General features: G+C 59.6%; 28 protein-coding genes. 11 read left to right on the plus strand and 17 right to left on the minus strand.

The window, feature by feature from the left end:
* Positions 1 to 8: 8 nt before the first annotated feature.
* Together purL and IP81_RS18795 are read right to left on the minus strand one after the other, a co-directional pair.
* A complete protein-coding gene (gene purL, locus IP81_RS18790; protein WP_054109534.1) occupies positions 9 to 2,168 on the minus strand; it encodes a phosphoribosylformylglycinamidine synthase subunit PurL in 2,160 nt (719 codons plus the stop codon).
* A 39-nt stretch (positions 2,169 to 2,207) separates the two neighbouring features.
* On the minus strand, positions 2,208 to 2,606 hold the full coding sequence (locus IP81_RS18795; protein ID WP_054109535.1) for a DUF2177 family protein: 399 nt from the start codon (positions 2,604 to 2,606) through the stop codon (positions 2,208 to 2,210).
* 73 nt (positions 2,607 to 2,679) lie between these two features.
* Between IP81_RS18795 and IP81_RS18800 the strand changes: the two genes are divergently transcribed.
* The 6 genes from IP81_RS18800 to IP81_RS18825 all read left to right on the plus strand — a co-directional run bounded on the left by IP81_RS18800 (position 2,680) and on the right by IP81_RS18825 (position 7,437).
* On the plus strand, positions 2,680 to 2,931 hold the full coding sequence (locus IP81_RS18800; RefSeq protein ID WP_054109536.1) for an exodeoxyribonuclease VII small subunit: 252 nt from the start codon (positions 2,680 to 2,682) through the stop codon (positions 2,929 to 2,931).
* Positions 2,932 to 2,942: 11 nt separating this feature from the next.
* On the plus strand, positions 2,943 to 3,842 hold the full coding sequence (locus IP81_RS18805; protein WP_054109537.1) for a polyprenyl synthetase family protein: 900 nt from the start codon (positions 2,943 to 2,945) through the stop codon (positions 3,840 to 3,842).
* Complete coding sequence (gene coaD, locus IP81_RS18810; RefSeq protein WP_054109538.1) at positions 3,842 to 4,354, plus strand: pantetheine-phosphate adenylyltransferase; 513 nt, start codon at positions 3,842 to 3,844, stop codon at positions 4,352 to 4,354. The genes IP81_RS18805 and coaD overlap by 1 nt, the downstream gene beginning before the upstream one ends.
* Before the next feature lie 106 nt (positions 4,355 to 4,460).
* A complete protein-coding gene (locus tag IP81_RS18815) occupies positions 4,461 to 5,132 on the plus strand; it encodes a peptidylprolyl isomerase (protein WP_054109539.1) in 672 nt (223 codons plus the stop codon).
* Positions 5,133 to 5,158: 26 nt separating this feature from the next.
* Complete coding sequence (queA, locus tag IP81_RS18820) at positions 5,159 to 6,187, plus strand: tRNA preQ1(34) S-adenosylmethionine ribosyltransferase-isomerase QueA (protein ID WP_054109540.1); 1,029 nt, start codon at positions 5,159 to 5,161, stop codon at positions 6,185 to 6,187.
* Positions 6,188 to 6,252: 65 nt separating this feature from the next.
* Complete coding sequence (locus IP81_RS18825) at positions 6,253 to 7,437, plus strand: cytochrome P450 (RefSeq protein ID WP_054109541.1); 1,185 nt, start codon at positions 6,253 to 6,255, stop codon at positions 7,435 to 7,437.
* Between the two features lie 7 nt (positions 7,438 to 7,444).
* Here IP81_RS18825 and IP81_RS18830 read toward each other — a convergent pair whose 3' ends face one another.
* Complete coding sequence (locus IP81_RS18830; RefSeq protein WP_054109542.1) at positions 7,445 to 8,215, minus strand: TSUP family transporter; 771 nt, start codon at positions 8,213 to 8,215, stop codon at positions 7,445 to 7,447.
* A 60-nt stretch (positions 8,216 to 8,275) separates the two neighbouring features.
* On the opposite strand from IP81_RS18830, the gene tgt reads away from it, so the two are divergent.
* A complete protein-coding gene (tgt, locus tag IP81_RS18835) occupies positions 8,276 to 9,400 on the plus strand; it encodes a tRNA guanosine(34) transglycosylase Tgt (RefSeq protein WP_054109543.1) in 1,125 nt (374 codons plus the stop codon).
* On the opposite strand, the gene IP81_RS21080 is transcribed toward tgt, so the two are convergent.
* Both IP81_RS21080 and rpsD read right to left on the minus strand, forming a co-directional pair.
* A complete protein-coding gene (locus IP81_RS21080; protein WP_197274707.1) occupies positions 9,397 to 9,573 on the minus strand; it encodes a hypothetical protein in 177 nt (58 codons plus the stop codon). The two genes, tgt and IP81_RS21080, sit on opposite strands and share 4 nt — an antisense overlap.
* 145 nt (positions 9,574 to 9,718) lie before the next feature.
* Positions 9,719 to 10,330, minus strand: coding sequence for a 30S ribosomal protein S4 (gene rpsD / locus IP81_RS18840; RefSeq protein WP_054109544.1), 612 nt, complete (start codon positions 10,328 to 10,330; stop codon positions 9,719 to 9,721).
* A 206-nt stretch (positions 10,331 to 10,536) separates the two neighbouring features.
* Between rpsD and IP81_RS18845 the strand changes: the two genes are divergently transcribed.
* Positions 10,537 to 10,824: a hypothetical protein gene (locus IP81_RS18845; protein ID WP_054109545.1), complete on the plus strand. Its 288-nt coding sequence runs from the start codon at positions 10,537 to 10,539 to the stop codon at positions 10,822 to 10,824.
* Here IP81_RS18845 and IP81_RS18850 read toward each other — a convergent pair whose 3' ends face one another.
* The 5 genes from IP81_RS18850 to rpiB are packed head-to-tail and all read right to left on the minus strand — an operon-like array spanning position 10,825 to position 14,060.
* Entirely contained in the window at positions 10,825 to 11,598 is a 774-nt protein-coding gene (locus IP81_RS18850) for an RNA methyltransferase (protein ID WP_054109546.1), read from the minus strand.
* A complete protein-coding gene (gene nrdR / locus IP81_RS18855; protein WP_054109547.1) occupies positions 11,595 to 12,083 on the minus strand; it encodes a transcriptional regulator NrdR in 489 nt (162 codons plus the stop codon). Before nrdR ends, IP81_RS18850 begins: the two co-directional genes overlap by 4 nt.
* A 3-nt stretch (positions 12,084 to 12,086) precedes the next feature.
* Positions 12,087 to 12,293 (minus strand): hypothetical protein, encoded by a 207-nt coding sequence (locus IP81_RS18860; protein ID WP_054109548.1) that lies wholly within the window; start codon positions 12,291 to 12,293, stop codon positions 12,087 to 12,089.
* A 4-nt stretch (positions 12,294 to 12,297) separates the two neighbouring features.
* Positions 12,298 to 13,608, minus strand: coding sequence for a serine hydroxymethyltransferase (gene glyA / locus IP81_RS18865; protein ID WP_054109549.1), 1,311 nt, complete (start codon positions 13,606 to 13,608; stop codon positions 12,298 to 12,300).
* Positions 13,609 to 13,622: 14 nt separating this feature from the next.
* Positions 13,623 to 14,060, minus strand: coding sequence for a ribose 5-phosphate isomerase B (rpiB, locus tag IP81_RS18870; RefSeq protein WP_054109550.1), 438 nt, complete (start codon positions 14,058 to 14,060; stop codon positions 13,623 to 13,625).
* Between the two features lie 212 nt (positions 14,061 to 14,272).
* On the opposite strand from rpiB, the gene IP81_RS18875 reads away from it, so the two are divergent.
* Together IP81_RS18875 and IP81_RS18880 are read left to right on the plus strand one after the other, a co-directional pair.
* On the plus strand, positions 14,273 to 15,568 hold the full coding sequence (locus IP81_RS18875) for a flavin-dependent oxidoreductase (protein WP_054109551.1): 1,296 nt from the start codon (positions 14,273 to 14,275) through the stop codon (positions 15,566 to 15,568).
* The gene (locus IP81_RS18880; protein WP_054109552.1) at positions 15,565 to 16,020 is read left to right on the plus strand and encodes a DUF3237 domain-containing protein; all 456 of its coding nucleotides are present in this window, start codon (positions 15,565 to 15,567) and stop codon (positions 16,018 to 16,020) included. Before IP81_RS18875 ends, IP81_RS18880 begins: the two co-directional genes overlap by 4 nt.
* 25 nt (positions 16,021 to 16,045) lie before the next feature.
* Here the strand turns inward: IP81_RS18880 and IP81_RS18885 are convergent, their stop codons facing one another.
* The 6 genes from IP81_RS18885 to IP81_RS18910 form a co-directional block, all read right to left on the minus strand.
* Entirely contained in the window at positions 16,046 to 16,690 is a 645-nt protein-coding gene (locus IP81_RS18885) for a transposase (RefSeq protein WP_082356311.1), read from the minus strand.
* 123 nt (positions 16,691 to 16,813) lie between these two features.
* Positions 16,814 to 18,817 (minus strand): RNA polymerase sigma factor RpoD, encoded by a 2,004-nt coding sequence (gene rpoD / locus IP81_RS18890; protein WP_054109554.1) that lies wholly within the window; start codon positions 18,815 to 18,817, stop codon positions 16,814 to 16,816.
* Positions 18,818 to 18,879: 62 nt separating this feature from the next.
* Positions 18,880 to 20,748 carry a DNA primase gene (dnaG, locus tag IP81_RS18895; RefSeq protein ID WP_054109555.1) on the minus strand — a complete coding sequence of 623 codons (1,869 nt, stop codon included), beginning with the start codon at positions 20,746 to 20,748 and terminating at the stop codon, positions 18,880 to 18,882.
* Between the two features lie 7 nt (positions 20,749 to 20,755).
* Positions 20,756 to 21,064 (minus strand): HigA family addiction module antitoxin, encoded by a 309-nt coding sequence (locus tag IP81_RS18900; protein ID WP_054109556.1) that lies wholly within the window; start codon positions 21,062 to 21,064, stop codon positions 20,756 to 20,758.
* Entirely contained in the window at positions 21,064 to 21,345 is a 282-nt protein-coding gene (locus IP81_RS18905) for a type II toxin-antitoxin system RelE/ParE family toxin (RefSeq protein WP_054109557.1), read from the minus strand. Before IP81_RS18905 ends, IP81_RS18900 begins: the two co-directional genes overlap by 1 nt.
* A 55-nt stretch (positions 21,346 to 21,400) precedes the next feature.
* The gene (locus tag IP81_RS18910; RefSeq protein WP_054109558.1) at positions 21,401 to 21,856 is read right to left on the minus strand and encodes a GatB/YqeY domain-containing protein; all 456 of its coding nucleotides are present in this window, start codon (positions 21,854 to 21,856) and stop codon (positions 21,401 to 21,403) included.
* Positions 21,857 to 22,029: 173 nt separating this feature from the next.
* Here IP81_RS18910 and carA point away from each other — a divergent pair, with 173 nt between their 5' ends.
* Positions 22,030 to 23,199 (plus strand): glutamine-hydrolyzing carbamoyl-phosphate synthase small subunit, encoded by a 1,170-nt coding sequence (carA, locus tag IP81_RS18915; RefSeq protein ID WP_054109559.1) that lies wholly within the window; start codon positions 22,030 to 22,032, stop codon positions 23,197 to 23,199.
* A gap of 155 nt (positions 23,200 to 23,354) precedes the next feature.
* Here carA and IP81_RS18920 read toward each other — a convergent pair whose 3' ends face one another.
* Positions 23,355 to 23,705 carry an endonuclease domain-containing protein gene (locus IP81_RS18920; RefSeq protein ID WP_054109560.1) on the minus strand — a complete coding sequence of 117 codons (351 nt, stop codon included), beginning with the start codon at positions 23,703 to 23,705 and terminating at the stop codon, positions 23,355 to 23,357.
* Positions 23,706 to 23,725 lie beyond the last annotated feature (20 nt).

The following is a 23,725-nucleotide window of genomic DNA, read 5'->3' on the forward strand; positions in this document are numbered from 1 at the left end:
GGGGGCTTTTACCCTTCCATCCAGTCGCGGAAGAAGGCTTCGTTGGCTTCGCGCAAGGTGGCGATTTCGACGCCCGCGATTTGCGAGCCGCCGACAGTACCGATGCGGGTTGCACCTTCGAGCACTTCGCTGGCGGACGTGGTTACAATGTAGCGCGACTGGTCTTCACCAAAGGCCTTTGCAGTATCGAGCTCGATGCTGAGAACGCAGCCCTTGTCGCTTGCCAATGCCATTTCGGTGAGCGCGACCAAAAGGCCGCCGTCGGAAATGTCATGCACGGCAGTGAGTTTGCCTGTGGCGATCCATTCGCGGACTTGTTCGCCGCGTTGACGTTCAACCGCCAGATCAACCTTAGGCGCATCGCCGGCTTCGCGGCCTGCGATTTCGCGCAAGTAAAGCGATTGGCCAAGGTGCTTGCCTTCATCGCCGACGAGCCAGATCGCATCGCCGTCGTTCTTGAACGCGATGGTGGTCATGATTTCGTGGTCGAGCATCAGCCCGACGCCGCCGATGGCTGGCGTTGGCAGGATGGCAGAGCCGCCGCCGGTCGCCTTCGATTCGTTATAGAGCGAGACGTTGCCGCTCACGATCGGATAATCGAGCGCACGGCAGGCATCGCCCATGCCTTCAAGCGCTTGGACAATCTGTGCCATGATTTCCGGGCGCTGCGGATTGGCGAAGTTGAGGCAGTTGGTGATCGCAAGCGGCCGCGCGCCGACTGCACTGATGTTGCGATACGTTTCGGCCACGGCCTGCTTGCCGCCCTCATAAGGATCAGCGTAGCAATAGCGCGGGCTGCAATCCGTGCTCATCGCCAGCGCCTTTTGCGTGCCATGGATGCGAACAACCGCGGCATCGCCGCCCGATTTTTGCAGGGTATCTGCGCCAACCTGGCTGTCGTATTGCTCGAAAATCCAGCGCCGGTTGGCAAGATCCGGGCATCCGATCAGCTTGACGAGGTCTGCGCCAAGATCGGTGCTTTCCGCCACATCGCCAAGTGGCGCGACATTGGCCCACGCTTTATAATCGGCAAGGCTGAGCGCCGGGCGATCATAGAGCGGCGCGTCTTCAGCAAGCGGGCCAAGCGGGATATCGCACACAGTTTCGCCCTCGAACATCAGCACCATGTGGCCGGTGTCGGTCACTTCGCCGATCACGGCAAAGTCGAGCTCCCACTTCTTGAAGATGGCTTCGGCCATCGGCTCCTTGCCGGGCTTGAGCACCATGAGCATGCGCTCCTGGCTCTCGGACAGCATCATTTCGTAAGGGGTCATGCCCTCTTCCCGGCAGGGCACCATATCCATGTTGAGGATGATGCCGGCCTTGCCGTTGGTAGCCATTTCGACTGACGAGGAGGTAAGGCCTGCTGCGCCCATGTCCTGAATCGCCACGATGGCGTCTGTCGCCATCAGTTCGAGGCACGCTTCGATCAGCAGCTTTTCGGTGAACGGATCGCCCACTTGCACCGTGGGGCGCTTGGCTTCGGAATCCTCGCCAAAATCAGCGCTGGCCATGGTTGCGCCGTGAATGCCGTCACGTCCGGTCTTCGAGCCTACATAGACGATGGGGTTACCAAGGCCGGTGGCGGCAGAGTAGAAGATCTTGTCCTGATCAGCGACGCCAACGGTCATGGCGTTGACCAGAATGTTGCCATCGTATGCCGGATGGAAATTTGTTTCGCCGCCCACGGTCGGCACGCCGACGCAGTTACCGTAGCCTCCGATTCCCGCAACCACACCCTGGACAAGGTGCTTCATCTTGGGATGATCGGGCCGACCGAATCGCAGCGCGTTCATGTTTGCCACCGGACGCGCGCCCATCGTGAACACATCGCGCAAGATCCCGCCGACGCCGGTTGCCGCGCCCTGATAGGGTTCGATGTATGACGGGTGGTTGTGGCTTTCCATCTTGAAGATGGCCGCCTGACCATCGCCGATATCGATTACACCGGCGTTTTCGCCCGGGCCGCAAATTACCCAAGGTGCGCTGGTAGGCAGCTTCTTGAGGTGGATTCGGCTCGATTTATAGGAGCAATGCTCTGACCACATGACCGAAAAAATGCCGAGTTCGACAAGGTTCGGTTCACGACCGAGCGCGTTCAGGACGCGCTGGTATTCGTCTTCGGACAGGCCATGAGCGGCGACGACATCTGCGGTGATCTCGGACATGGCCCGCGCCTTAGCGAGGGCTGCGCAATGAGGCTAGTCTTAACCTGCAAACTTCGTTGCGACCCATGTTGCGGCAGTGGCTGCAACGGCAGTCGCGAATGTGCCCCAGATAATGTCGATGATCGTCACGTGGACGGGCCAGCGTGCCAGCACTGCCTGACTGGTCAGGTCATATGTCATATAACATAGGGCACCGAGGAAAGCGCCGTTCAGCGCTGCGGCACCAAGGCCTTGTGTCAGACCTGGCCGTACCGCGAACCACATCATGCCTACCAGATACAGGACATAGAACACCAGCGCCGGGGCAATGCGAAATGTCGGGGCCAGCAAATCGCCCAAAGCCGGACGATAGAGCTTTGATCCTGCCCAGCCAAGCCACACGGCATCGAGCGCACCGAACACGACAGCGGCTGCAAAATAGGCAATCAAATACTGCATTGCTTTTCGTCCCTCTGGATCATCTGCTTATCGAAGCTTGACCCGCCCCCCGCGCCCCGTCAATGCTGCCCACATGGGAATGGAACCGGAAATCGCGAACCTCAGCTTCGAAGAAGCGCTCAAAGAACTTGAATCCGTCGTCAGGCGGTTGGAGAGTGGCGAAGCTCCACTCGACGAATCGATCGAGCTTTATGCCAAAGGCGATGCACTGCGTGCGCACTGCCAGGCGCGGCTCGATTCGGCGCAAGCCCGGATCGAGGCGATCGTCGCTGATCGCGATGGTAAAGCGCAAGGTTTACGCTCATTTGATGAAGCAGCAGGGTAAGGGGCAAGGTCATGTCACAGGCAACCGGGCTGCTTAAGCCCGCTCTCAAGGCGATTGCCGAGGACATCGACCACAGCTTTGATTTGCTGTTGCCGTTGCCAGGCGATCCCCGCAATCGTCTGGTTGAAGCGATGCGTTACGCCACGATGGGCGGCGGCAAACGGATTCGTCCGCTGCTGGTCACGGCCACTGCGGCGATGTTTGGCGTTTCGCGCGAGGCCGCTGTGCGGGTGGGAACTGCGATTGAGGCGATCCACGTTTATTCGCTGATCCACGATGATCTGCCGTGCATGGACAATGATGGCACGCGCCATGGCAAGCCAACCTTGCATGTGGCGTTTGATGATGCCGCCGCCGTGCTGGCGGGCGATGCGTTGCACGATTTCGCGTTCGAACTGCTGTCTGATCCTGCGACCAGCGGCGATCCATTTGTACGTATCGAGTTGATCCGGACGCTTGCCACGGCCAGCGGCTTGAACGGCATGTGCGGCGGGCAGATGATGGATATCGTTGCCGAGACCGAGAGCTTCGATCTGCCTACCGTGACCCGTTTGCAGCAGCTAAAAACTGGCGCGCTTCTGGCAGCTTCGGTCGAGATGGGCGCAATTCTGGGCCACGTGCCGATTGAAGGGCGCACGCATTTGCGCGGGTATGCGCGTGATATCGGCCTTGCTTTCCAGATCGCCGATGATCTTCTGGACCTTGAAGGCGATGAGGCGGCGGCGGGCAAAGCCCTGCGCAAGGACGAAGCGCAAGGCAAGCAGACGTTCCTTTCGCTGCTGGGCCCGGAACGCGCTCGCGAACAGGCGCGCCGCTTGGTAGAGCAGGCGGTTGACCTGCTGCAAAGTTATGGTCCGGAAGCGGATATCTTGCGTGAACTTGCGCGCTTCATCGTGGAGAGGAACCACTGATGGCTGAACGTATCGGCGTTTATCCGGGCACATTTGATCCGATCACGCTCGGGCATCTCGATATCATCCGGCGCGGCGCCAAGCTGGTGGACCGGTTGATAATCGGGGTGACGACCAATCCTTCGAAAAACCCCATGTTCACCCCTGAAGAGCGGATGGCATCGGTCCGCCGCGAGGTGGCCGATCAGGGAATCGATAATGTTGAAGTGGTGGGTTTTAACGCTCTGTTGATGAAGTTCGCCCGCAAGCAGGGAGCCCGCGTGATCGTGCGGGGGCTTCGCGCTGTTGCCGATTTTGAATACGAGTACCAGATGGCGGGCATGAACCAGCAACTGGATGCCGAGATCGAGACGGTATTTCTGATGGCCGATGTCGGACTCCAACCGATCGCTTCCAAACTGGTCAAGGAAATCGCGCTGTTTGGCGGTGATATCTCGGGCTTTGTCACATCGACGATTCGCGACGAGGTGATTGCAAGGGTTGAGAAACTCGGCCGCATGGGCGACTATTGAAACGCGCAGGCGTAATCGTTCCCGAACGCGAATGCGCAATCGTTCATTGCAGCGAAAGCGCCACGCGCCTATCCGCGCTTTAGGTTATCCGGAGTTAACCCGTCTCATGGTTTCGCGCTTTTTTACCGTTGTTGCGCTTGGCGCCGCCTTGATTGCCTCGCCTGCATTGGCGAAAGACAAGAAAGAGGCAGTCGCGCCCAAGCCGATAACCTATGCTGTAAACGCTGATGAAAGCGTAGATCGCGAAAATATCCTACTGCTGGACTTATCCAACGGCGGCCGTGTTTCGATCCGGTTGATGCCGGAATGGGCTCCAGCCCATGTGGAGCGGATCAAGAAGCTTGCGCGTGAAGGCTTTTATGACGGGGTGATCTTTCACCGCGTGATCGATGGCTTCATGGCCCAGACGGGTGACCCGACAGGGACAGGGCAGGGTGGTTCACCGCTTCCTGATTTGACGGCGGAATTCAACACTGTCCCCCATTTGCGCGGCACCGTGTCTATGGCTCGCACGAATGAGCCCAACACAGCCAACAGCCAGTTCTTTATCGTGTTTTATCCGCGCTTTGCATTGGATAACAAGTACACCAATTTTGGCCGGGTGATCTCGGGTATGGATAATGTCGACGCTATCGTGCGCGGCGAACCGCCTGCGAATCCGACCAAGGTGGTACAAGCCTCCATCGCGGCGGATAACAAGCCAGCACCAGTCATGGCAGTACCGAGCGCCAAGCCAGCGTTTTCAGCCGATATGTTGAGCAATTCGCGGTCGAACTAAGCTGCAAATGCCGCTAGAGGGCTGCCATGCGTGTTGACCTCTTCGATTTCGAACTGCCGCCTGAAAACATTGCCCTGCGTCCCGCTCGCCCGCGTGATTCTGCGCGGTTGCTGGGCGTGGGAGGCTCGGGGCCTTTCACCGACCTGATCGTGCGCGATCTGCCAACGCTGCTGAATCCCGGCGATGTGCTGGTGTTTAACGATACGCGCGTGATTCCCGCGCAGCTTGAGGGCCAGCGTGGCGATGCGCGGATTGGGGCCACGCTGCACAAGCGAATCGATTTGCGGCGCTGGCAAGCTTTCGTGCGCAACGGCAAGCGGTTGCGGGCAGGCGATGTAATTGAATTTGGCGCAGGTGTTTCTGCCAATGCAGAAGAGCGGTTTGCCGACGGCAGTTGGACGCTGTTCTTTCCCGGTGATGAGCCGGTTGAAGTGCTGTTAGAGCGGGCCGGCAGCATGCCTTTGCCGCCCTATATCGCGGGCAAGCGCCCGACCGATGAGCAGGATCGCTCCGACTATCAGACAATGTTCGCGGCCAAGGATGGTGCGGTGGCAGCGCCTACCGCAGCGCTCCACTTCACGCCGGAGCTTCTGGAAGGATTGAGCGCGCGCGGCGTGAAGACCGAGACGCTGACCCTTCATGTCGGCGCAGGCACTTTCCTGCCGGTAAAGGCAGAAGATACCGACGATCATGCCATGCATGCCGAATGGGGCACGATTGATGCTGAAACGGCAGATAGGTTGAATGCTGCCCGCGCTGCGGGAAACCGGGTGATTGCAGTTGGGACGACATCGCTACGCTTGCTGGAAAGCGCGACCGGCAAAGATCGCATCATCCGCCCGTTTGAAGGCGATACCTCGATCTTCATCACGCCCGGTTATACCTTCCGTGCGATTGACGGGTTGATGACCAACTTCCACTTGCCCAAATCCACGCTGTTTATGCTGGTTTCGGCGCTCATGGGGCGCGAACGGATGCAGGCCGCCTATGCCTTTGCCATTGCGCAGGGCTATCGGTTCTACAGCTACGGAGATTCCAGCCTGCTCCTGCCATAAAGCGCAGTATCGTCTTGGGTTTACGCGGCTAGCTTCCTTGCAAGAGAGCACCTGAGAGGAAGCGCATGATTCCAGCGCACGTACCGGAAAACCGGATCGTCAACTTTGATATTTTCAATCCGCCGGGGGTTGAAGATGATTACTTCGCTGCGTGGAAGACATTGCTGCAAGGGCCGGGCCTTGTGTGGACCACGGCCAATGGCGGACACTGGATTGCCGCGCGCGGCGATGTTGTGCGCAATCTTTGGAATGATTCCGCAAGGCTGTCGAACCAATGTCTGGCGGTAACCCCGGGTCTAGGCGAAGTTATGCAATTCATCCCGCTTCAGCAGGATGGTGCAGAACACAAGGCTTTCCGCATGGCTGTGATGAAAGGCTTGGCCTCTCGCTATGTTGTAGCGCTGGAACCGCGCGTGGTCGAAATTGCGGGCGAATTGATCGCCAATTTGCGTCCGCGCGGATCGTGCGATTTCGTGGCGGAATTTGCCGAAGTCTTGCCATTGAATATTTTTCTGTCGTTGATCGATGTGCCGTTGGAAGATCGCCCGCGCTTGCGGCAACTGGGTGTGCAACTGACACGACCTGATGGCTCGATGACCGTTGAAGGACTGAAACAAGCCGCTGACGACTATTTGTGGCCGTTCATCCAAAAGCGCATGGCCGAGCCGGGCGATGACTTGTTCAGCCACATCCTGTCGGAACCGGTGATGGGGCGCGGTTGGACCGAGGACGAAGCACGCCGAATGTGCCGTAACCTGCTATTTGGCGGGCTGGATACGGTAGCGGCAATGTTCGGCATGGTTGCGCTGCATCTGGCGCTTAACCCGCAAGATCAGCGGCTTTTGCGCGAACAGCCCGATCTTATCCCCGCTGCTGCCGATGAACTGATGCGGCGCTATCCCACCGTAGCGGTAAGCCGTAATGCGGTGACAGATATCGAAGTGGATGGCGTTACAATCTGCAAAGGCGACCTAGTCTATTTGCCCAGCGTTTTACACAACCTTGATCCCGCCAGCTTCGATGCGCCTGAGGAGGTGCGGTTTGATCGCGATCTGACACCAATCCGGCACACCACGATGGGCGTTGGCGCGCATCGTTGTGTCGGCGCGGGGCTGGCGCGGATGGAGGTAATTGTTTTCTTGCGCGAATGGCTCTCGCAAATGCCTGAATTCAGGCTTGATCTGACGCAGCCAGTCAGGATGAAGGGGGGCAATGTCGGGGCATGCATCACTCTTCCACTGGTCTGGTAACCCGCAGTTAAGCGGCGAACCATCCCCAGATCAACCGACCGGTGAGCCCGAGGCTGACGACAACGAGCAGCGGGCGAATCATTTTGGCACCGAATTTGGTGGCAAAGTGCGAGCCGATCCAAGCGCCGGTCATTGATCCCAAGCCCATGCACAAGCCCAGCACCCACAAGGCCTGCCCGCCGATTGTGAACACGATAACGCTTGCGATATTACTTGTAACATTGAGAAATTTGGTGAGGCCTGTGGCGCGGGTAAGGCCGTAGCCGCGCAAGGCGACGAGGGTTGTGGCAAAGAACTGTCCTGCGCCCGGCCCGAAAAAGCCGTCGTATAATCCGATTCCGCCAGCCACTGCCTTGTACTCGGTTTCGCCGATTACGGGCTTGCGGTCTTCATCCGTCATGCTGCGCGACAGCATGGTATAGAGCGCGACACTGATGAGCAGGGCGGGGACGACCAGTTTGAGCACATCGGCGCTCAGCCTCTGGATTGCAAGCGTTCCCAGAAGCGCGCCGACGAACACTACGGCGGCCAGCGGTGCATTTTCGCGAAAGCTGAACAGCCCGGCTTTATGATAGCGCCAGGTTGCGACCGATGTGCCGCACATGGATTGGACCTTGTTTGTGCCCAGAACAACATGCGGAGGCAGGTTGGTCGACAACAGGATGGGCATCATCACAAGGCCCCCACCACCCGCAACAGCGTCGACAAACCCCGAGACCACGGCGACGCAGGTCAGCGCAGGGTAAAGCCACAGTTCGATCTGGAAAGGGTCAAGCATTTGCGCGCCTTGGCGAATAGGCTTAAGGGCCGCAAACTCTTTTTGCCGAGTAGACAGTCAATGACCCGTTTTGCCTTCGATATTCACGCCACTGACGGCAAGGCCCGTACCGGTACGATCAGGATGATGCGGGGAGAAATCCGCACGCCTGCGTTCATGCCGGTGGGCACTGCGGCGACGGTGAAGGCGATGAAGGTGGAGGATGTGCGCGCGGCGGGCGCGGATATCATTCTGGGTAACACCTACCATTTGATGCTGCGACCAGGTGGCGAACGGGTGGCGAAATTGGGCGGATTGCACCACTTCATGGGCTGGGATCGCCCGATTTTGACCGATAGCGGGGGCTATCAGGTGATGAGCCTCTCAGACTTGCGCAAGATCACCGAAGAGGGTGTGACTTTCGCCAGCCATCTTGATGGATCGCGCCACATGCTCAGTCCGGAGCGGTCGATGGAAATCCAGCGCTTGTTGGGTTCGGACATCGTAATGTGCTTTGACGAATGCCCGCGCGCTGATCAGCCGCGCGATGCGATCGCCAAGTCGATGGAAATGTCGATGCGTTGGGCGAGGCGCAGCCGTGACGCGTTTGACGCAGGTGGCGAACATGCCGCGCGGTCCGCCCTGTTTGGCATCCAGCAGGGCGCATTGGACGAGGGGTTGCGCAAGAGCAGCGCCGATGCCTTGATCGATGTCGGCTTTGATGGCTATGCCATTGGCGGGCTTGCAGTGGGTGAGGGGCAGGAGGCGATGTTCGCCACGCTCGATTTTGCGCCACAACAGCTTCCGGCAGACCGTCCGCGTTACTTGATGGGCGTGGGCAAACCGGATGATCTGGTGGGCGCGGTGGAGCGCGGGGTGGATATGTTCGATTGCGTGCTGCCCACGCGATCCGGCCGCAACGGGCAGGCGTTTACGTGGAACGGCCCGCTGAACATGCGCAATGCGCGCCATGCCGAAGATACGGGGCCGCTGGATGAGCGCTGCCCGTGCCCGACCTGCACGAAATACAGCCGCGCCTATTTGCATCACCTGATCAAATCTGGCGAGATGCTGGGCGCGATGCTGCTGACCGAGCATAATTTGTGGTTCTACCAGCAGCTTATGGCTGGCATGCGCGCTGCCATAGCCGAGGGGCGCTTTGCCGCGTTCGCATCGGATTTCCGGCGGGATTATTTCGCGCGTTAGGCTTTGCGGCCCGGCTGACCCACTTCAAGGCGTGAATCCTTGTATGGGTAGAACATGCCGGATCGCGGATCGAGAAAACCTGCGCCAATAGTGGCGGCCTGACGCTGCGCAGAGAGAAGATCGGGATACCATTTTCCGGTGCGATGCGGCGTGACAAAGCGATAGTGCGACATGCCATCAGAATGGTTTCGTAGCCTGCCAGTTCCCCCGTTTCGTCGCAAATTATACTTATATAACAAGTGTTAATGCGTTTCTTCTGCGCACAAAAAAGGCGGGGTTTGATGCCCCGCCTTCTTGTGTCTTGGAAGACCCAAACGCTTAGCGCGAATAAAATTCGACGACCAGGTTCGGTTCCATCTTCACCGGATAAGGCACTTCGTCCAGCGTTGGCACGCGGGTGAAGGTGGCCTTGTCAGCGTCTGTTGCAACGTAATCAGGAACGTCACGCTCTGGCAGGGTCTGCGCTTCGGCGATCAGGGCCATTTCCTTGGCCTTCTTGCCAAGGCTGATCACGTCACCGGGGCGAACGCGACGCGAGGCGACGTTGCACTTCACGCCGTTCACATAGATGTGACCGTGCGATACAACCTGACGGGCCGAGAAGATGGTTGGCGCGAACTTGGCGCGATACACGACCATGTCGAGGCGCTGTTCGAGCAGACCGATCAGGTTCTGACCGGTATCACCCTTCATCTTCGCCGCTTCCTGATAGGTGCGCTTAAATTGCTTTTCGGTCACGTCGCCATAGTAGCCGCGCAGCTTCTGCTTGGCGCGCAGCTGGATGCCGAAGTCGGAAACCTTGCTCTTGCGGCGCTGACCGTGTTGGCCGGGACCATACGAACGACGGTTTACCGACGACTTGGGACGACCCCAGATGTTTTCACCGAGGCGACGGTCAATTTTGTACTTAGATGCCTTGCGCTTGGACATGCGCTACCCTTCAATTTGCAATGCTTCAGCGATGTGCCGAAGTTTCTAGTCCCGGAACCGCACCATCCCGCCAATTGCAGAATGCGGCCACCGCTTCACCGGGAGTGCGGGGCCAATTGCGAAGCGCGGCCAAGAGCAGAGATTGGGGCAGATGTCAAGGGTGCCTGCCATAGACAGCAACACGAATCAGGCGTTTATGGGGTTCGATGCTTTATAGGTCGCCCAACCCTGATTCCTCTGCGCTGGCGGATATATCCGCTGCGACCGTGGACATGATTGACCAGCAGATCCTGCTGCTCTTGTCCCGTCGTTTCGCGTTGGCGCGCACGGCGGGCGACGGTGTGTGGGATGACGAGGACGAGCGCCGCGCAGCCTTGGCAGCGATACGCCGCAGAGCGTTTGAACTGGGCGTACCGGTTAGTCTGGTGGCGGATTTTTGGGACCGGCTCTCTGATGCTTCAGGCGCAATGCACAGGCAGGCCAAGAGCCGGTAATCAATCGCGCGGATCACCGGGTTTTGATCCGGGCCTGCGCCGCAGCACGCTTAACACCCCGCGCAAGGTGCGCACTTCCAAGTGATTCCAGCCCGGCTTGGTCAGCACCGAACGCAGCGTCCGGCGGGTGGTTGTGGCGCGGCTTTCCGGTTCGAAATAACCGCGTGGTTCCAGCATGGCGCAGAGCTGGTCAAACAGACCCTCAAAATCCTCCTGCGGGGCAGGAGGCAGCAGGTCCTCAACCGTGGGCTGTACGAGATCGGCAGAGGCATCAGCACTCGCCAATGCGTGCTTGGACCATTCATAAGCGCACAGGATAACGGCCTGTGCCAGATTGAGCGATCCGAATTCAGGATTGATCGGGACCGTGATGATCGCACGGGCTAGCGCCACGTCATCTGTTTCAAGCCCCGAACGCTCAGGCCCGAACACGAAGGCGCTGCGTCCCGGAGCTGTGATCACTTCGCGTGCAGCCTCGTCCGGGGTGAATACCGGTTTTGTCACGCCGCGCTTGCGCACGGTTGTGGCATAGACATGGGCGCAATCGGACACCGCATCGGCGAGCGTTTCGAATACTTTCGCTTTTTCCAGCACGATGTCTGCGCCAGCAGCAGCGGGGCCAGCCGAAGGATTGGGCCAGCCATCGCGCGGGGTGACGAGGCGTAGTTCGGTGAGGCCGAAATTGAGCATGGCGCGGGCGGCTTTGCCGATGTTCTCGCCCAGTTGCGGACGCACCAGAACCATGACCGGTTGGCGGTTCTCGTTAACCGTCATTTCTGGGCAATCCCAAGACCGCTGATTTCCTGAACACTGCTGGCGAATTCTTCGAAATCACGGGCTTCGGTGAAATCGCGGTAGACGCTGGCAAAGCGGATATAGGCAACGCTGTCCAATTGACGCAAGCCTTCCATCACCATTTCACCGATGACCTTGGACGGCACTTCGGCATCGCCCATCGTTTCGATCTGGCGCTGAATGCCGGAAACAAGCTGGTCGAGCCTTTCCTGTGACACCGGGCGTTTACGGCAGGCGAGCGAGACGGATTGTTCGATCTTTGAGCGGTCAAAGGCTTCACGCCGCGCTTCTGTTCCTTGGCCGCTTTTCACCACCATCACCTCGCGTAATTGTACGCGTTCGAATGTGGTGAAGCGCGCTCCGCAACCCTCGCATTGCCGACGCCGGCGGATCGAGGTGTTATCCTCGCTCGGCCGGCTGTCTTTTACCTGGCTGTTATCGTGGGCACAGAACGGGCAGCGCATGGTTTAGCGTTTGATACGCTGCCAGAAGGCAAAGCCTGCACCGACGGCAAGACCGAGCGGCAAGGATACGACAGGGAGCAAAGCGCCCGCCACAGCACCAATGGCCGCGCCGGTCAGCACGGGCTTGGTCGAGGGGTGGGACATGCCCTGCTTGGCCATGCCGGAGATTTCGTCCTTGGCGCGGGCGGCAAGATCATCGTTATTGTTCATGGTATCAAAGCTCCGGGTACACAGGGAAACGTGCACACAGATCGGCAACGCGATCACGCACCCGCTGTTCCACCTGACCATCACCTTCTTCGCCATTGCGCGCAAGACCATCAACCACTTCGCTGATCAACTTGCCGATTGCGCGGAATTCTTCCTCGCGGAAGCCGCGCGTCGTGCCTGCAGGCGTACCGAGGCGGATGCCCGAGGTGACGAAGGGCGAGCGCTTGTCGAACGGCACGCCGTTCTTGTTACAGGTGAGCCATGCGCGATCGAGGCCCTTTTCAGCGGCTTTGCCGGTCACGTCCTTAGCCGAAAGATCTACCAGCATCAGATGATTGTCGGTGCTGCCCGAAACGATGCCGAGACCCGCTTCCTTGAGGCTTTCGGCAAGCGCCTTGGCGTTGGCAACGATCTGGTGGGCGTAAGCCTTGAACTCAGGGCGCAGCGCTTCACCAAAGGCGACAGCCTTGGCGGCGATCACGTGGACCAGCGGGCCACCTTGCAGGCCGGGGAACACCGCCGTGTTGAACTTTTTGGCCAGCGCTTCATCGTTGGTCAGGATGATGCCCGAGCGCGGGCCGCGCAAGCTCTTGTGCGTGGTGCTGGTGACGACATGAGCGTGCGGGAAAGGCGAAGGATGCGCGCCGCCCGCGACGAGGCCCGAGATGTGCGACATATCGACCAGCAGCCAGGCGCCCACTTCATCGGCGATGGCGCGGAAAGCAGCCCAGTCCCACGTGCGCGAATAGGCGGTGCCGCCAGCGATGATCAGCTTGGGCTTATGCTCACGCGCCAGACGGACAACTTCGTCCATATCGATCATGTGTGTATCGGCGCTGACACCGTAAGGCACCGGATTGAACCACTTGCCGCTCATGTTTACGGGCGAACCGTGGGTGAGATGGCCGCCCGAGTTCAGATCAAGGCCCATGAACGTGTCACCGGGCTGGAGCAGCGCGAGGAACACGGCCTGGTTCATTTGGCTGCCGGAGTTCGGCTGTACGTTGGCGAAATCGCAGCCGAACAGCTTTTTGGCGCGTTCGATTGCCAGCGTTTCGACGATGTCGGCATATTCGCAGCCGCCATAGTAGCGCTTGCCGGGATAGCCTTCGGCGTACTTGTTGGTGAAGACCGAGCCGGTTGCTTCCAGCACGGCAAGGCTGGTGATGTTTTCCGAGGCGATCAGTTCGATCTTGGTCTGCTGGCGGTTCAATTCGCCACGGATTGCGGCGAAGACTTCGGTATCAGCGGATTCGAGGTGCTCGGTGAAAAAACCCGCTTTACGGATTTCCGGCGCTGCGGTTGCAGTGGTCATCGTATGAGGCTCCTTCAAAAAGTGGGATTGGAAAGTTTTTCGACGCGGCCACTATGACGGCCACCGCCAAATTCAGTGCTGAAAAATGCATCAAGACAGGCCTTGGCCATATCTTCGCCGGTAAGCCGCGCGCCCATTGCGATGACATTTGCATCGTTGTGTTCGCGGGCTAGGGCTGCGGAAAGCGGTTCTGAAATCAATGCGCAGCGGCAGGCGGGATCACGATTGACCGCGATGGAAATGCCGATGCCCGAACCACACAGAGCCACGCCATATTCGGCGGTGCCATCTGCGACGACAGACGCAAGTTTATAACCAAAGTCTGGATAATCAACGCGATCTGCTGTTTCAGGGCCAAGGTCTGCAACCTCATGGCCCTGTTCGATCAGGTACTCGCGCAAGTTCGCTTTGAGGTCGAATGCAGCGTGATCTGAGGCGATTGCGATGCGCATGGTTTCCGTTTCGGCAGCGGTTTAGCAGGATTCGATGGCGGGCCTTTAATCAGTCAATGCGCAACAAGCCACCGGAAATCGACCCACAACATCTGCCCGATGGGGCTCATTGTAACAGTTGTGAGCGTTGCCCCTTGGTGCGAACGATTGCTCGACGGACGTTCAATCGCTAGAGGGCCGCGAATATTTCCGGCCGATGAAAGACGACCACGATGCAGCAAGACCATGTCCTTATTGCCGGAGGCGGCATCGGTGGCCTCGTGTTGGCGTTGACGCTGCACCAGATCGGCGTGCGCTGCACCGTGTTCGAAAGCGTGCGCGAGTTGAAGCCGCTGGGCGTCGGCATCAATCTCCAGCCCAATGCGGTGCGTGAACTGGAGGATCTGGGAATTGGCGAGGCAGCGCTTGATGCCGTCGGTCTTCCGGCGCGCGAATGGGCGTTGGTAGGGCTGAACGGCAAGGATATCTATGCCGAGCCGCGCGGCAAGGAAGCGGGTTATCGCTGGCACCAATATGCAGTGCATCGCGGCCGGTTCCATATGATGCTTTACAACACCGTGCTGGAGCGGCTGGGGCCGGATTCGGTACGGTTGGGATGCAAGGTAAGAGGCTATCGCAAGGAAGCCGATGGCAGCGTTACGGCGCTGGTTGAGCGGGCCGATGGCACGAGCGAGGAACTTGGCGGCAAGCTGTTGATCGGCGCAGATGGCATCCATTCGGCGATCCGCGCGCAGATGCACCCCGATCAACCGCCGATCCACTGGGGCGGCACGATCATGTGGCGCGGGACGGCACGCGGGGTGCCGATCCGGAGCGGCTCTTCGTTTGTGGGGCTGGGCACCAGCCGCCACCGCGTGGTGCTCTATCCTATCTCGCACCCCGATGCCGATGGCCTTGCCGATATCAACTGGATCGCCGAACAGACCTTTGATGCGAGCCACGACTGGACGAATTCGGGCTGGTTCCGTCCGGTCGAGCTTTCGGAGTTCGCGCATGAGTTCGAGGGTTTCGTCTACGGTTGGCTCGATCTTCCGGCGCTCCTGGCGAAGTCTGATCTGGCTTACGAGAACCCGATGATCGACCGCGATCCGCTGCCAACTTGGGTTGATGGACCAGTACTGCTGATCGGCGATGCGGCGCATCCGATGTATCCGACGGGCTCGAACGGTGCGTCGCAGGCGATCATTGATGCGCGGGTGTTAGGGCGGATCATGACGCAGCAAGGGGTGAGCGCGGCGAGCTTTGCCGCGTTCGATGCCGAGTTGTGCGCTCCCATCGGCGCGGTAGCGATGCGCAACCGGGGGGCGGGGCCGTTCGGCCTGCTCAATATGGTGGATGAGCGCTGCGGCGGGCAGTTCGACAATATCGACGCGGTGATCCCCGCAGACGAGCGCGCAGCATTCATGCTGGCGTACCAGAAGGCGGCGGGCTTTGCGAAAGAGCAGCTCAACACTGCGCCGCCGACAATCCCTGCCGGTGCGCAGGTTGCGGGAGAAATGGCGGCATGACAATAGCACTGGAACATATCTGCGATCTGGTGGTCGAGCTTTCGTCGCCGCACGAGATGGGCGCAGCGCTTTCGGGCACGCGGCGGATCATTCCGATTGTCGGCGGGTCTGCGACAGGGCCGCGCCTCAATGGCCGCATCCTGAACGTGGGCGCTGACTGGCAGACGGTGCAGGTAGGCGGTGTCGCACAGCTCGATGCGCGCTATGCGATTCAAACGGACGACGGCGCGGTGATCGAAGTGGTGAGCCACGGCATCCGCCACGCCTCGCCGGAGGTGGGCGCGCGGATCGCGGCGGGCGAAGTGGTGCCGCCGTCGGAATACTACATGCGCACCGCGATCCGGCTGGACAGCGGGCATCCCGATTACGCGTGGGTCGCGCGCTCGATCTATGTCGCCGATGGCGGCAAGGTCGGGAATACGGTGCGGCTGGCGGTGTACCGGGTGGGGTGAGGGCATCATTAAATAGGGACAGTCCCTATTTAATGATGCGAGGGCGGCCGCGCGGTCTTGGTTTATCCATAGGGCTTCCAGCCACTGCAACGCTGCCAAGTGGACGGCCCGATCGCATAGCAGCCTCCAGTTCATCGTCGCGCTCGCTGGCTTCGACGCCATCGGTCAGATAAGTGCGCCAGTTGGTGACCGGGAAGGCGTGTTCGAGATCGGTCAGCCCATCGCTCGTTACATTGATGTGGGCTCTGGCACTTGACCAAGGCCATTGCTCCGCGCTGACAACGAGCCCGGCTTTGACTGGATTGTTCTCGATATAGCGGACCGCAACGGCGAGATGCGCTTGATCCATGGCATAGCTGGCGTAGCGTCCCTGAAAGAGATGGCCGGAGAGGCCTTCGCGCAAGTTTATGCGCTGGGCATAGCTGGTGTGCGTACGTGAAAGCACTGCGCGCAGAGCATCGGCTGTTGGACGTACGAGCACGAGGTGGATATGGTTGCTCATCAGGCACCACGCCAGGCAACGCACTGAATGGTCGGCGCAATTCTTTGCCAATAGCGCCAGATACTGTCGCCTGTCGTTATTGGAAAAGAAGATGGGCTGCTGACGATTGCCACGCTGGATCACGTGGTGCGGGCAATCGGGGACGACAAGTCTCGCTGTACGCGGCATGGCGCTTCCTCAAAAACAGGGACAGTCCCCATTTTTGCCGGAGTCAGTGGCGCTGGTGGACCACAAACGAAGTGGGGCCCCGCCGCAGCGGAGCCCCACTTCTTAAATAGGGACTGTCCCTATTTATTGATCGAGGAACGATCGCATCTTCCTTGACCGGCTTGGGTGCTTCAGCTTGCGCAAAGCCTTGGCTTCGATCTGGCGGATGCGTTCGCGGGTGACCGAGAACTGCTGGCCGACTTCTTCGAGCGTGTGATCGGTATTCATGCCGATCCCGAAGCGCATGCGCAGCACGCGTTCTTCGCGCGGGGTGAGGCTGGCAAGGACGCGGGTGACGGTTTCCTTGAGGTTGGCCTGAATAGCCGCATCCACAGGGATGATCGCGTTCTTGTCTTCGATGAAATCGCCTAGGTGTGAATCTTCCTCATCGCCAATCGGCGTTTCTAGGCTGATCGGCTCCTTGGCGATTTTCATCACCTTGCGGACTTTTTCGAGCGGCATCGAAAGGCGCTCGGCCATTTCTTCCGGCGTCGGTTCGCGGCCCTGTTCGTGCAGGAACTGGCGGCTGGTGCGCACCAGCTTGTTGATCGTTTCGATCATGTGCACCGGAATACGGATGGTGCGTGCCTGATCCGCGATAGACCGTGTGATCGCCTGCCTGATCCACCATGTGGCATAAGTGCTGAACTTGTAGCCACGGCGGTATTCGAACTTGTCGACGGCCTTCATCAACCCGATGTTGCCTTCCTGAATGAGATCAAGGAATTGCAAGCCACGGTTGGTGTATTTCTTGGCGATCGAGATCACGAGGCGCAGGTTTGCTTCGACCATTTCCTTCTTGGCGATGCGCGCCTCGCGCTCACCCTTCTGAACCATGTTGACGATGCGGCGGAATTCACCCAGCGACATGCCGGTGGCAGCCGCAATGTCCGAGACTTCGGCGCGAATGCGCTCAACCGGTTCGGCTTCGTTGGTGGCAAAGGCCGCCCACTTCTTGTCACGCGTCGCAAGGCTTTGCAGCCAGCCATCGTCCAATTCGCGCCCGACATACATGTCGAGGAAGTCTTTGCGTGGTACCTTGTGCCGTTCTGCCAAACGCAGCATCTGACCGCCAAGCGTGGTCAGGCGGCGGTTGAAGGCATAGAGATTGTCGACAAGGTATTCGATCTTCGATGCGTGGAACTGCACCGATTCGACTTGCGCCGTCAGGTCTTCGCGCAACTTGTGATACTGCGTTTCGCGGTTTGCGGGGAAATCGTTGCCGAGGCCGAGCGCATCGAGGCGTTCGCCCTGAATTTTTTCAAAGGCGCGAAACAGGGCAGTGATTTCGGCAAAACGCTCAAGCGCGGCAGGCTTAAGCTGAGCCTCCATCTGCGCAAGGCTGAGGGTGTTGTCCTCTTCCTCTTCTTCAGCGGGACGGGCGCGGCGTTCGCGCAACTCGTCGTCTTCGTCTTCGGCAGGCTCTTCCTCGGGCTCTTCTTCTTCTTTGAAGGTCGGGCCAGCGGTTGCCTCGCTGATCTCGGGCTCGCCTGATTCTTCGCCGTCTTCGGTCAAAGCCTCGGGCGCAGGCTCCTTGGAAAGCATCGCGTCAAGATCGAGGATCTCACGCAGTTGCATTTCGCCAGCGTTCAGCGCTTCGGACCATTGGATAATGGCGTGGAAAGTGATCGGGCTTTCACATAGGCCCATGATCATGGTGTCACGACCGGCCTCGATGCGCTTGGCGATGGCGATTTCGCCCTCGCGGCTGAGCAGTTCGACCGCGCCCATTTCGCGCAAGTACATGCGCACCGGATCGTCGGTGCGCTCGATCGTTTCCTTGCGCTTTTCGACAACCGGGCGGTCGTCCATCCCGGTTTCGGCTTCTTCAGCCTCGTCGGCTTCCTTGTCCTCGGGATCGACATTGTCTTCATCGCTTTCCACGATGTTGACGCCCATTTCCGAGATTGCGGCCATGATGTCTTCGATCTGGTCGGCAGACATCTGGTCTTGCGGAAGCGCCTCGTTCAGCTCGTCCACAGTGATGATGCCACGGCGCTTGGCGCGGGCAATCAGCTTGCGAATTGAAGCGTCGTTGAGGTCGATCAGCGGCGCATCGCCGTTATCGGTCTTTTCGTTCGAAGCCATTTAACCCCGGTACCACCATATTAAGCCGGGCCTGAATGACCCGATGCGCGTTGTGACTATAATTATAACGCAGCACGAGCTCGGTTCATTTGCTCCAAACGAGCAAACAAATCCACCCTTCGTTTGCGTAAACGTTGCTGTTCAGCAAAACTTTCGTCGGAAAACACCGTTTCGTGGGCTTGTGTCGCTGCCACAAGCGCTTCCTCAACGGCCGGAAGTTCGACCAGCAGTGATACAGCTTCGGCCAATTCGTCCGATGCTTGCTCACCATTGCCGGCCAAAAAGCCGAATCGCATTCCAGCGTAACTTTGTGCCGGCGGGGGCCGCAGCCCTCGTTCGATCAATATGGGTTCGAGGCCCGTTTTTTCAAGCGTTTGGCCGCTATCCGAAATTGTTAGGAGGGCATCAAGGAGCGCAGCGGTCGCATTTTCTTCGGGCTGAAGCCGGGCAAGTGATTCGGCATGGCGCGCAATTTGTTCAGGGTAGCGAATCAATCCGGTCAACACGGCGGCGAGCAAAGTCGTGCTCGGCCCGTTGCCGATCTTGAGCATCCTGGCCTTGTCATCCGCGCCCAAGGGCAGCGGGGCAGGCTTCCACGGACCTTTGCCTTGATTGCCGCGCACCTGTCCGCCTTGGCGCGGTTGGAAGGGCGGGCGTTCCTTGCGGGCAAACGCAAGTTCACCGAATCGCTCGGTCAATTCACGGCGGTAGAGCGATTTGATATCAGGGTGCTGGATCGTCTCACAGTGAGCGAGCAGCCTTGCCTTCAGGCCTGCTTTGTCCTCGGGCGTGGCAAGGGGGAGGGCATCGCGTTCCACTTGCCACAGCACATCTACGAGGCTGCTTGCGCCTTCGAGCAGCGCTTCCATCGCCTGCGGCCCGTCACGTTTGACCAAATCATCGGGGTCCATGCCTTTGGGCAAGGTGGTGATGCGCAAACTGTGGCCGGGGCGCAGCATTGGCAAGGCACGGGTAATCGCGCGCATTGCGGCGCGCTGACCGGCAGCATCGCCATCGAAGCAGAGCGTCGGCGTTTCCACCAGACGCCACAGCCGTTCGATCTGGTGCTCGGTTAGCGCGGTGCCGAGCGGAGCAACGGCTTCGCCAATGCCCGCAGCCGCCAAAGCCACCACGTCCATATAGCCTTCAACCACCACCACGCGGCCATTGGCGCGCGATGCGGGCGCGGCGCGGTGCAAGTTGTAAACCGTCCGGCCTTTGTCAAACAAAGGCGTATCGGGCGAGTTCAGATACTTGGGGGCATCGGTCTTTTCCGCCGAAAGGATGCGCCCGCCAAACGCGATCACGCGCCCGCGTGGATCAAGGATCGGCAGCATCAACCGCCCGCGAAAACGGTCGTACGGATCTTTGCCATCCACCACGATGCGCAAGCCCGCTTCGATCAGCATGGCGTCGGGGAAAGCGGAGAGCGCCTCTTTCAACGCGGTGCGGCTATCGGGTGCAAAGCCGAAACCGAATTCGCGCACCACATTGGGCGGAAACCCGCGCGAGGCCAGATAGCGCCGCGCCTCGGCCCCGCGTTCCTCGGCAAGGCAATTGACGAAGAACGCTTGGGCTGCCGCCATGACGTCATGCAGCGACTTTTGCTGTTCGGCGACTTTTGCGGCACGCGGATCGGGCGCGGGCACTTCCATGCCTGCCTGCAACGCCAGTTCCTTCACCGCTTCCATGAAGGGCAGGCCCTGATGGTCGGTCATCCAGCGGATCACATCGCCATGTGCCCCGCAACCAAAGCAGTGGTAAAAGCCCTTCTCGTCATTGATCGTGAAGCTGGGCGATTTTTCGTTATGGAACGGGCAGCACGCCTTGAATTCGCGCCCCGCCTTGGTCACACGAATGCTCCGCCCGATCACGCCCGATAGCGAGATCCGGTTGCGCAGTTCGTCCATCCATTGCGGGGTCAGGCTCATGCGAAAATCATGCGCGCATCAGTTCGGGCAGCCATTCCACCGAAATCTCGTCCTGCCGCTGACGCACTTCAGCGATGTCATACGCCGATTGCATGCGCAGCAGTGTGTCGGCGTTCAGCCCGAACACTTTTTCAAAGCGGATCGCCATCTCGGCTGATAAATCTGCATTGCCGTTCAGCAAGTTGCTGAGGGCGGGCCGCGAGACGTGCAGGACTTCGGCCGCCCGTTTTACGGTAAGATTATGCGGATCAAGCACTTGACGGCGCAACCAGCCGCCCGGGTGCACTGCCATCGACGCATGAAGTTTGATCGCCATCAGTGGTAATCCTCCAAATCCAGATCGCTAACAGTATGGTCCCCGATCCGGGTGAACGTCAGTCGCCAGTTCCGCGCCACCGTCATCGCCCAAGTGCCAACACGGTCACCGGTTAGCTGGTGGAGCCCGAAATTTGGCGGCAATGCCAATGTATCAAACGATGTTGCGGCATCGATATAGGCCAGCATGTCTCGCAACCGGTCCGGCTCGATCAGTCCTTTTGCTTTGCCTTCAGTAGCAAAGCGGCAGAGCGCCTTATGCCGGATTGATCCGATCTCCATGCTGAAAACCTAGTCTGAAAGCTATCGTGCGTCAAGTGTAGCGTTACGCACTACATCACCCTGCCAGCGCAGCTTTCACCAGTCCGCTGGCCTTGCTCATATCCAGCTGCGTGCCATGCCTGGCCTTGAGTGCGGCCACAACCTTGCCCATGTCTTTCATGCCAGCAGCGCCTGTTTCGGCGATCAGCGCGGTAATCGCGGCGCGGGTGTCGTCCTCGCTCATTTGCTGGGGCAGGAATTCCTCGATCACGGCAAGCTCGGCTTTTTCCACATCGGCCAGTTCCTGACGGCCGCCTGCTTCGTACATCGTGATCGATTCGCGGCGCTGTTTGGCCATTTTCTGCAAAACGTCGGTTACCAGCACGTCGTCTTCAGGCACCACGGTGGCGGTGCGCAGTTCGATGTCCTTGTCCTTCAGCTTCGAAAGGATCAGGCGGACGGCGGCGAGGCGGGCTTTGTCGCCTGATTTCATCGAAGAAATCTGCGCGGCCTTGATGGTATCGCGGATCATGTGGAATTGTGTCCTGTGTCGGTCTTTATGTGAACGGGCGCACCGAAGGGCGGTCATTTCCCCATGTAAGGCAAACTTTCGGTCTTCGCTAGGTTGACGCGTGCGGGACTCAGGTCTAACCGCCGCCCCTTAGCAACATCGCCAAAACCCCTGCCAACGGAGCGCCCCCAATCATGGCCGACCCCGCACTTTCGCACGCGTCCAAACCAGAAGGCGCGACGGGAGTCCTTGTGCTTGCGGATGGTTCTGTGGCGTGGGGACGTGGCTTTGGCGCAACCGGTTCTGCCGTGGGCGAGGTGTGCTTCAACACCGCGATGACCGGCTATCAGGAAGTGATGACCGATCCTTCCTACGCGGGCCAAGTCGTGACCTTCACATTCCCGCATATCGGCAATGTCGGCACCAATGCCGAAGACATGGAAAGCCACGGCGTTCCGGGGGCTGTTGGCTGCTTGGTGCGTGAAGATGTGACCGATCCTGCCAACTTCCGCAGCGCTGGCCCGTTTCAGGCATGGATGGAAAAGCTTGGCAAAGTCGGCATCGCCGGGCTTGATACCCGCGCGCTGACGCGCCGCATCCGCCTTTCGGGCGCACCCAACGCAGTGATCGCGCATGATCCTAAGGGCGAATTCGATATCCCCGCGTTGATCGAACGCGCGCGCAACTGGCCCGGCCTTGAAGGCATGGACCTTGCCCGCGTGGTCAGCCGCGATGAGCAGCAGGCGTGGGAAGGCTCGGTCTGGAAACTGGGTGAAGGATTTGGTCGATCTCCGCGCGATTCAAGGCCGCATGTCGTCGCAATCGATTATGGCGCGAAGGACAATATCTTCCGCAATCTGGTGAAGGTGGGGGCAAGCGTCACGGTTGTTCCGGCGCAGACCTCGCTGGAAACGATCCTTGGCCTCAAGCCCGCTGGCGTGTTCCTGTCGAACGGTCCGGGCGATCCGGCGGCGACCGGCGCTTATGCCGTGCCGGTGATCCAGAAGCTGCTGGAGATGGACATGCCGGTCTTCGGCATCTGCCTCGGCCATCAGATGCTGGGCCTTGCGGCGGGTGCCCGCACCACCAAGATGCACCAAGGCCATCGCGGCGCGAACCATCCGGTCAAGCGCATGGCCGACGGCGTGGTAGAGATCACCTCGATGAACCACGGCTTCGCAGTGGATAACACCGCGTTGCCCGACACCGTTGAGGAAACCCACGTCTCGCTGTTCGACGGCTCGAACTGCGGCATCGCGGTAAAGGGGAAGCGCGCGTTCGGTGTACAGTATCACCCAGAGGCATCGCCGGGACCGCAGGACAGCTTCTACCTGTTCGAGAAGTTCGTGGGGATGTTGGGGTGATACACCCCGAATTACTTCTGAATCCTCCCCTCCCCAGCGGGGAGGCGCCGCGGGTGGGGGAGCGAGGCGCAGCCTCGCGTCCAGCTATCGGGCGTGGGCACACCCCCACCCTTTCTTCCCCTGAAGGGGGAGGGGCAAGAGAGGTTGTCGGCTATTCACGTTCGGTTTCGGGCGAGGTCGATTTCGATCATCAGGGCCGTCAGGACGCCGTCCGTGTTGGCGAGGACATCGTTGTTCCAGTAGCGGACGACATGGTAGCCGTGCGCTTCGATCATTCTGGTGCGGGCGTCATCAGTGCTGCTGTCAGCGTGTTGCCCACCATCGAGTTCGACGACCAGCTTCAAGCGGCGGCAGGCGAAATCCACGATGGCGTTTCCAATCGGAAACTGGCGCGTGAATTTGACGCCAAGCTGTTCGCCACGCAGCCGCGACCACATTCGTTTTTCCGCATCCGTAGGATCTTTGCGCAATTTGCGCGCCAGCGGCGTCAGGCGTTTGTCGCTCATACGTTGTACACCCCCACCCA

Source organism: Novosphingobium sp. AAP83, assembly GCF_001295795.1.
Classification (GTDB): Bacteria; Pseudomonadota; Alphaproteobacteria; order Sphingomonadales; family Sphingomonadaceae; genus Novosphingobium.

Excerpts from the sequence above, each read along its gene's own strand:
- IP81_RS18920 (WP_054109560.1), bottom strand. The coding sequence starts at position 23,705 with ATGAGCGACAAACGCCTGACGCCGCTGGCGCGCAAATTGCGCAAAGAT.
- IP81_RS21080 (WP_197274707.1), bottom strand. The coding sequence starts at position 9,573 with ATGTCGCACTATCGCTTTGTCACGCCGCATCGCACCGGAAAATGGTAT.
- IP81_RS18815 (WP_054109539.1), top strand. The coding sequence starts at position 4,461 with ATGGTTTCGCGCTTTTTTACCGTTGTTGCGCTTGGCGCCGCCTTGATT.
- IP81_RS18875 (WP_054109551.1), top strand. The coding sequence starts at position 14,273 with ATGCAGCAAGACCATGTCCTTATTGCCGGAGGCGGCATCGGTGGCCTC.
- IP81_RS18830 (WP_054109542.1), bottom strand. The coding sequence starts at position 8,215 with ATGCTTGACCCTTTCCAGATCGAACTGTGGCTTTACCCTGCGCTGACC.
- dnaG (WP_054109555.1), bottom strand. The coding sequence starts at position 20,748 with ATGAGCCTGACCCCGCAATGGATGGACGAACTGCGCAACCGGATCTCG.
- IP81_RS18845 (WP_054109545.1), top strand. The coding sequence starts at position 10,537 with ATGCTTTATAGGTCGCCCAACCCTGATTCCTCTGCGCTGGCGGATATA.
- glyA (WP_054109549.1), bottom strand. The coding sequence starts at position 13,608 with ATGACCACTGCAACCGCAGCGCCGGAAATCCGTAAAGCGGGTTTTTTC.
- IP81_RS18825 (WP_054109541.1), top strand. The coding sequence starts at position 6,253 with ATGATTCCAGCGCACGTACCGGAAAACCGGATCGTCAACTTTGATATT.
- IP81_RS18795 (WP_054109535.1), bottom strand. The coding sequence starts at position 2,606 with ATGCAGTATTTGATTGCCTATTTTGCAGCCGCTGTCGTGTTCGGTGCG.
- IP81_RS18905 (WP_054109557.1), bottom strand. The coding sequence starts at position 21,345 with ATGGAGATCGGATCAATCCGGCATAAGGCGCTCTGCCGCTTTGCTACT.
- IP81_RS18860 (WP_054109548.1), bottom strand. The coding sequence starts at position 12,293 with ATGAACAATAACGATGATCTTGCCGCCCGCGCCAAGGACGAAATCTCC.
- nrdR (WP_054109547.1), bottom strand. The coding sequence starts at position 12,083 with ATGCGCTGCCCGTTCTGTGCCCACGATAACAGCCAGGTAAAAGACAGC.
- rpoD (WP_054109554.1), bottom strand. The coding sequence starts at position 18,817 with ATGGCTTCGAACGAAAAGACCGATAACGGCGATGCGCCGCTGATCGAC.
- IP81_RS18885 (WP_082356311.1), bottom strand. The coding sequence starts at position 16,690 with ATGCCGCGTACAGCGAGACTTGTCGTCCCCGATTGCCCGCACCACGTG.
- coaD (WP_054109538.1), top strand. The coding sequence starts at position 3,842 with ATGGCTGAACGTATCGGCGTTTATCCGGGCACATTTGATCCGATCACG.
- carA (WP_054109559.1), top strand. The coding sequence starts at position 22,030 with ATGGCCGACCCCGCACTTTCGCACGCGTCCAAACCAGAAGGCGCGACG.
- IP81_RS18880 (WP_054109552.1), top strand. The coding sequence starts at position 15,565 with ATGACAATAGCACTGGAACATATCTGCGATCTGGTGGTCGAGCTTTCG.
- purL (WP_054109534.1), bottom strand. The coding sequence starts at position 2,168 with ATGTCCGAGATCACCGCAGATGTCGTCGCCGCTCATGGCCTGTCCGAA.
- IP81_RS18900 (WP_054109556.1), bottom strand. The coding sequence starts at position 21,064 with ATGGCGATCAAACTTCATGCGTCGATGGCAGTGCACCCGGGCGGCTGG.
- rpiB (WP_054109550.1), bottom strand. The coding sequence starts at position 14,060 with ATGCGCATCGCAATCGCCTCAGATCACGCTGCATTCGACCTCAAAGCG.
- queA (WP_054109540.1), top strand. The coding sequence starts at position 5,159 with ATGCGTGTTGACCTCTTCGATTTCGAACTGCCGCCTGAAAACATTGCC.
- IP81_RS18800 (WP_054109536.1), top strand. The coding sequence starts at position 2,680 with ATGGGAATGGAACCGGAAATCGCGAACCTCAGCTTCGAAGAAGCGCTC.
- tgt (WP_054109543.1), top strand. The coding sequence starts at position 8,276 with ATGACCCGTTTTGCCTTCGATATTCACGCCACTGACGGCAAGGCCCGT.
- IP81_RS18805 (WP_054109537.1), top strand. The coding sequence starts at position 2,943 with ATGTCACAGGCAACCGGGCTGCTTAAGCCCGCTCTCAAGGCGATTGCC.
- IP81_RS18850 (WP_054109546.1), bottom strand. The coding sequence starts at position 11,598 with ATGACGGTTAACGAGAACCGCCAACCGGTCATGGTTCTGGTGCGTCCG.
- rpsD (WP_054109544.1), bottom strand. The coding sequence starts at position 10,330 with ATGTCCAAGCGCAAGGCATCTAAGTACAAAATTGACCGTCGCCTCGGT.
- IP81_RS18910 (WP_054109558.1), bottom strand. The coding sequence starts at position 21,856 with ATGATCCGCGATACCATCAAGGCCGCGCAGATTTCTTCGATGAAATCA.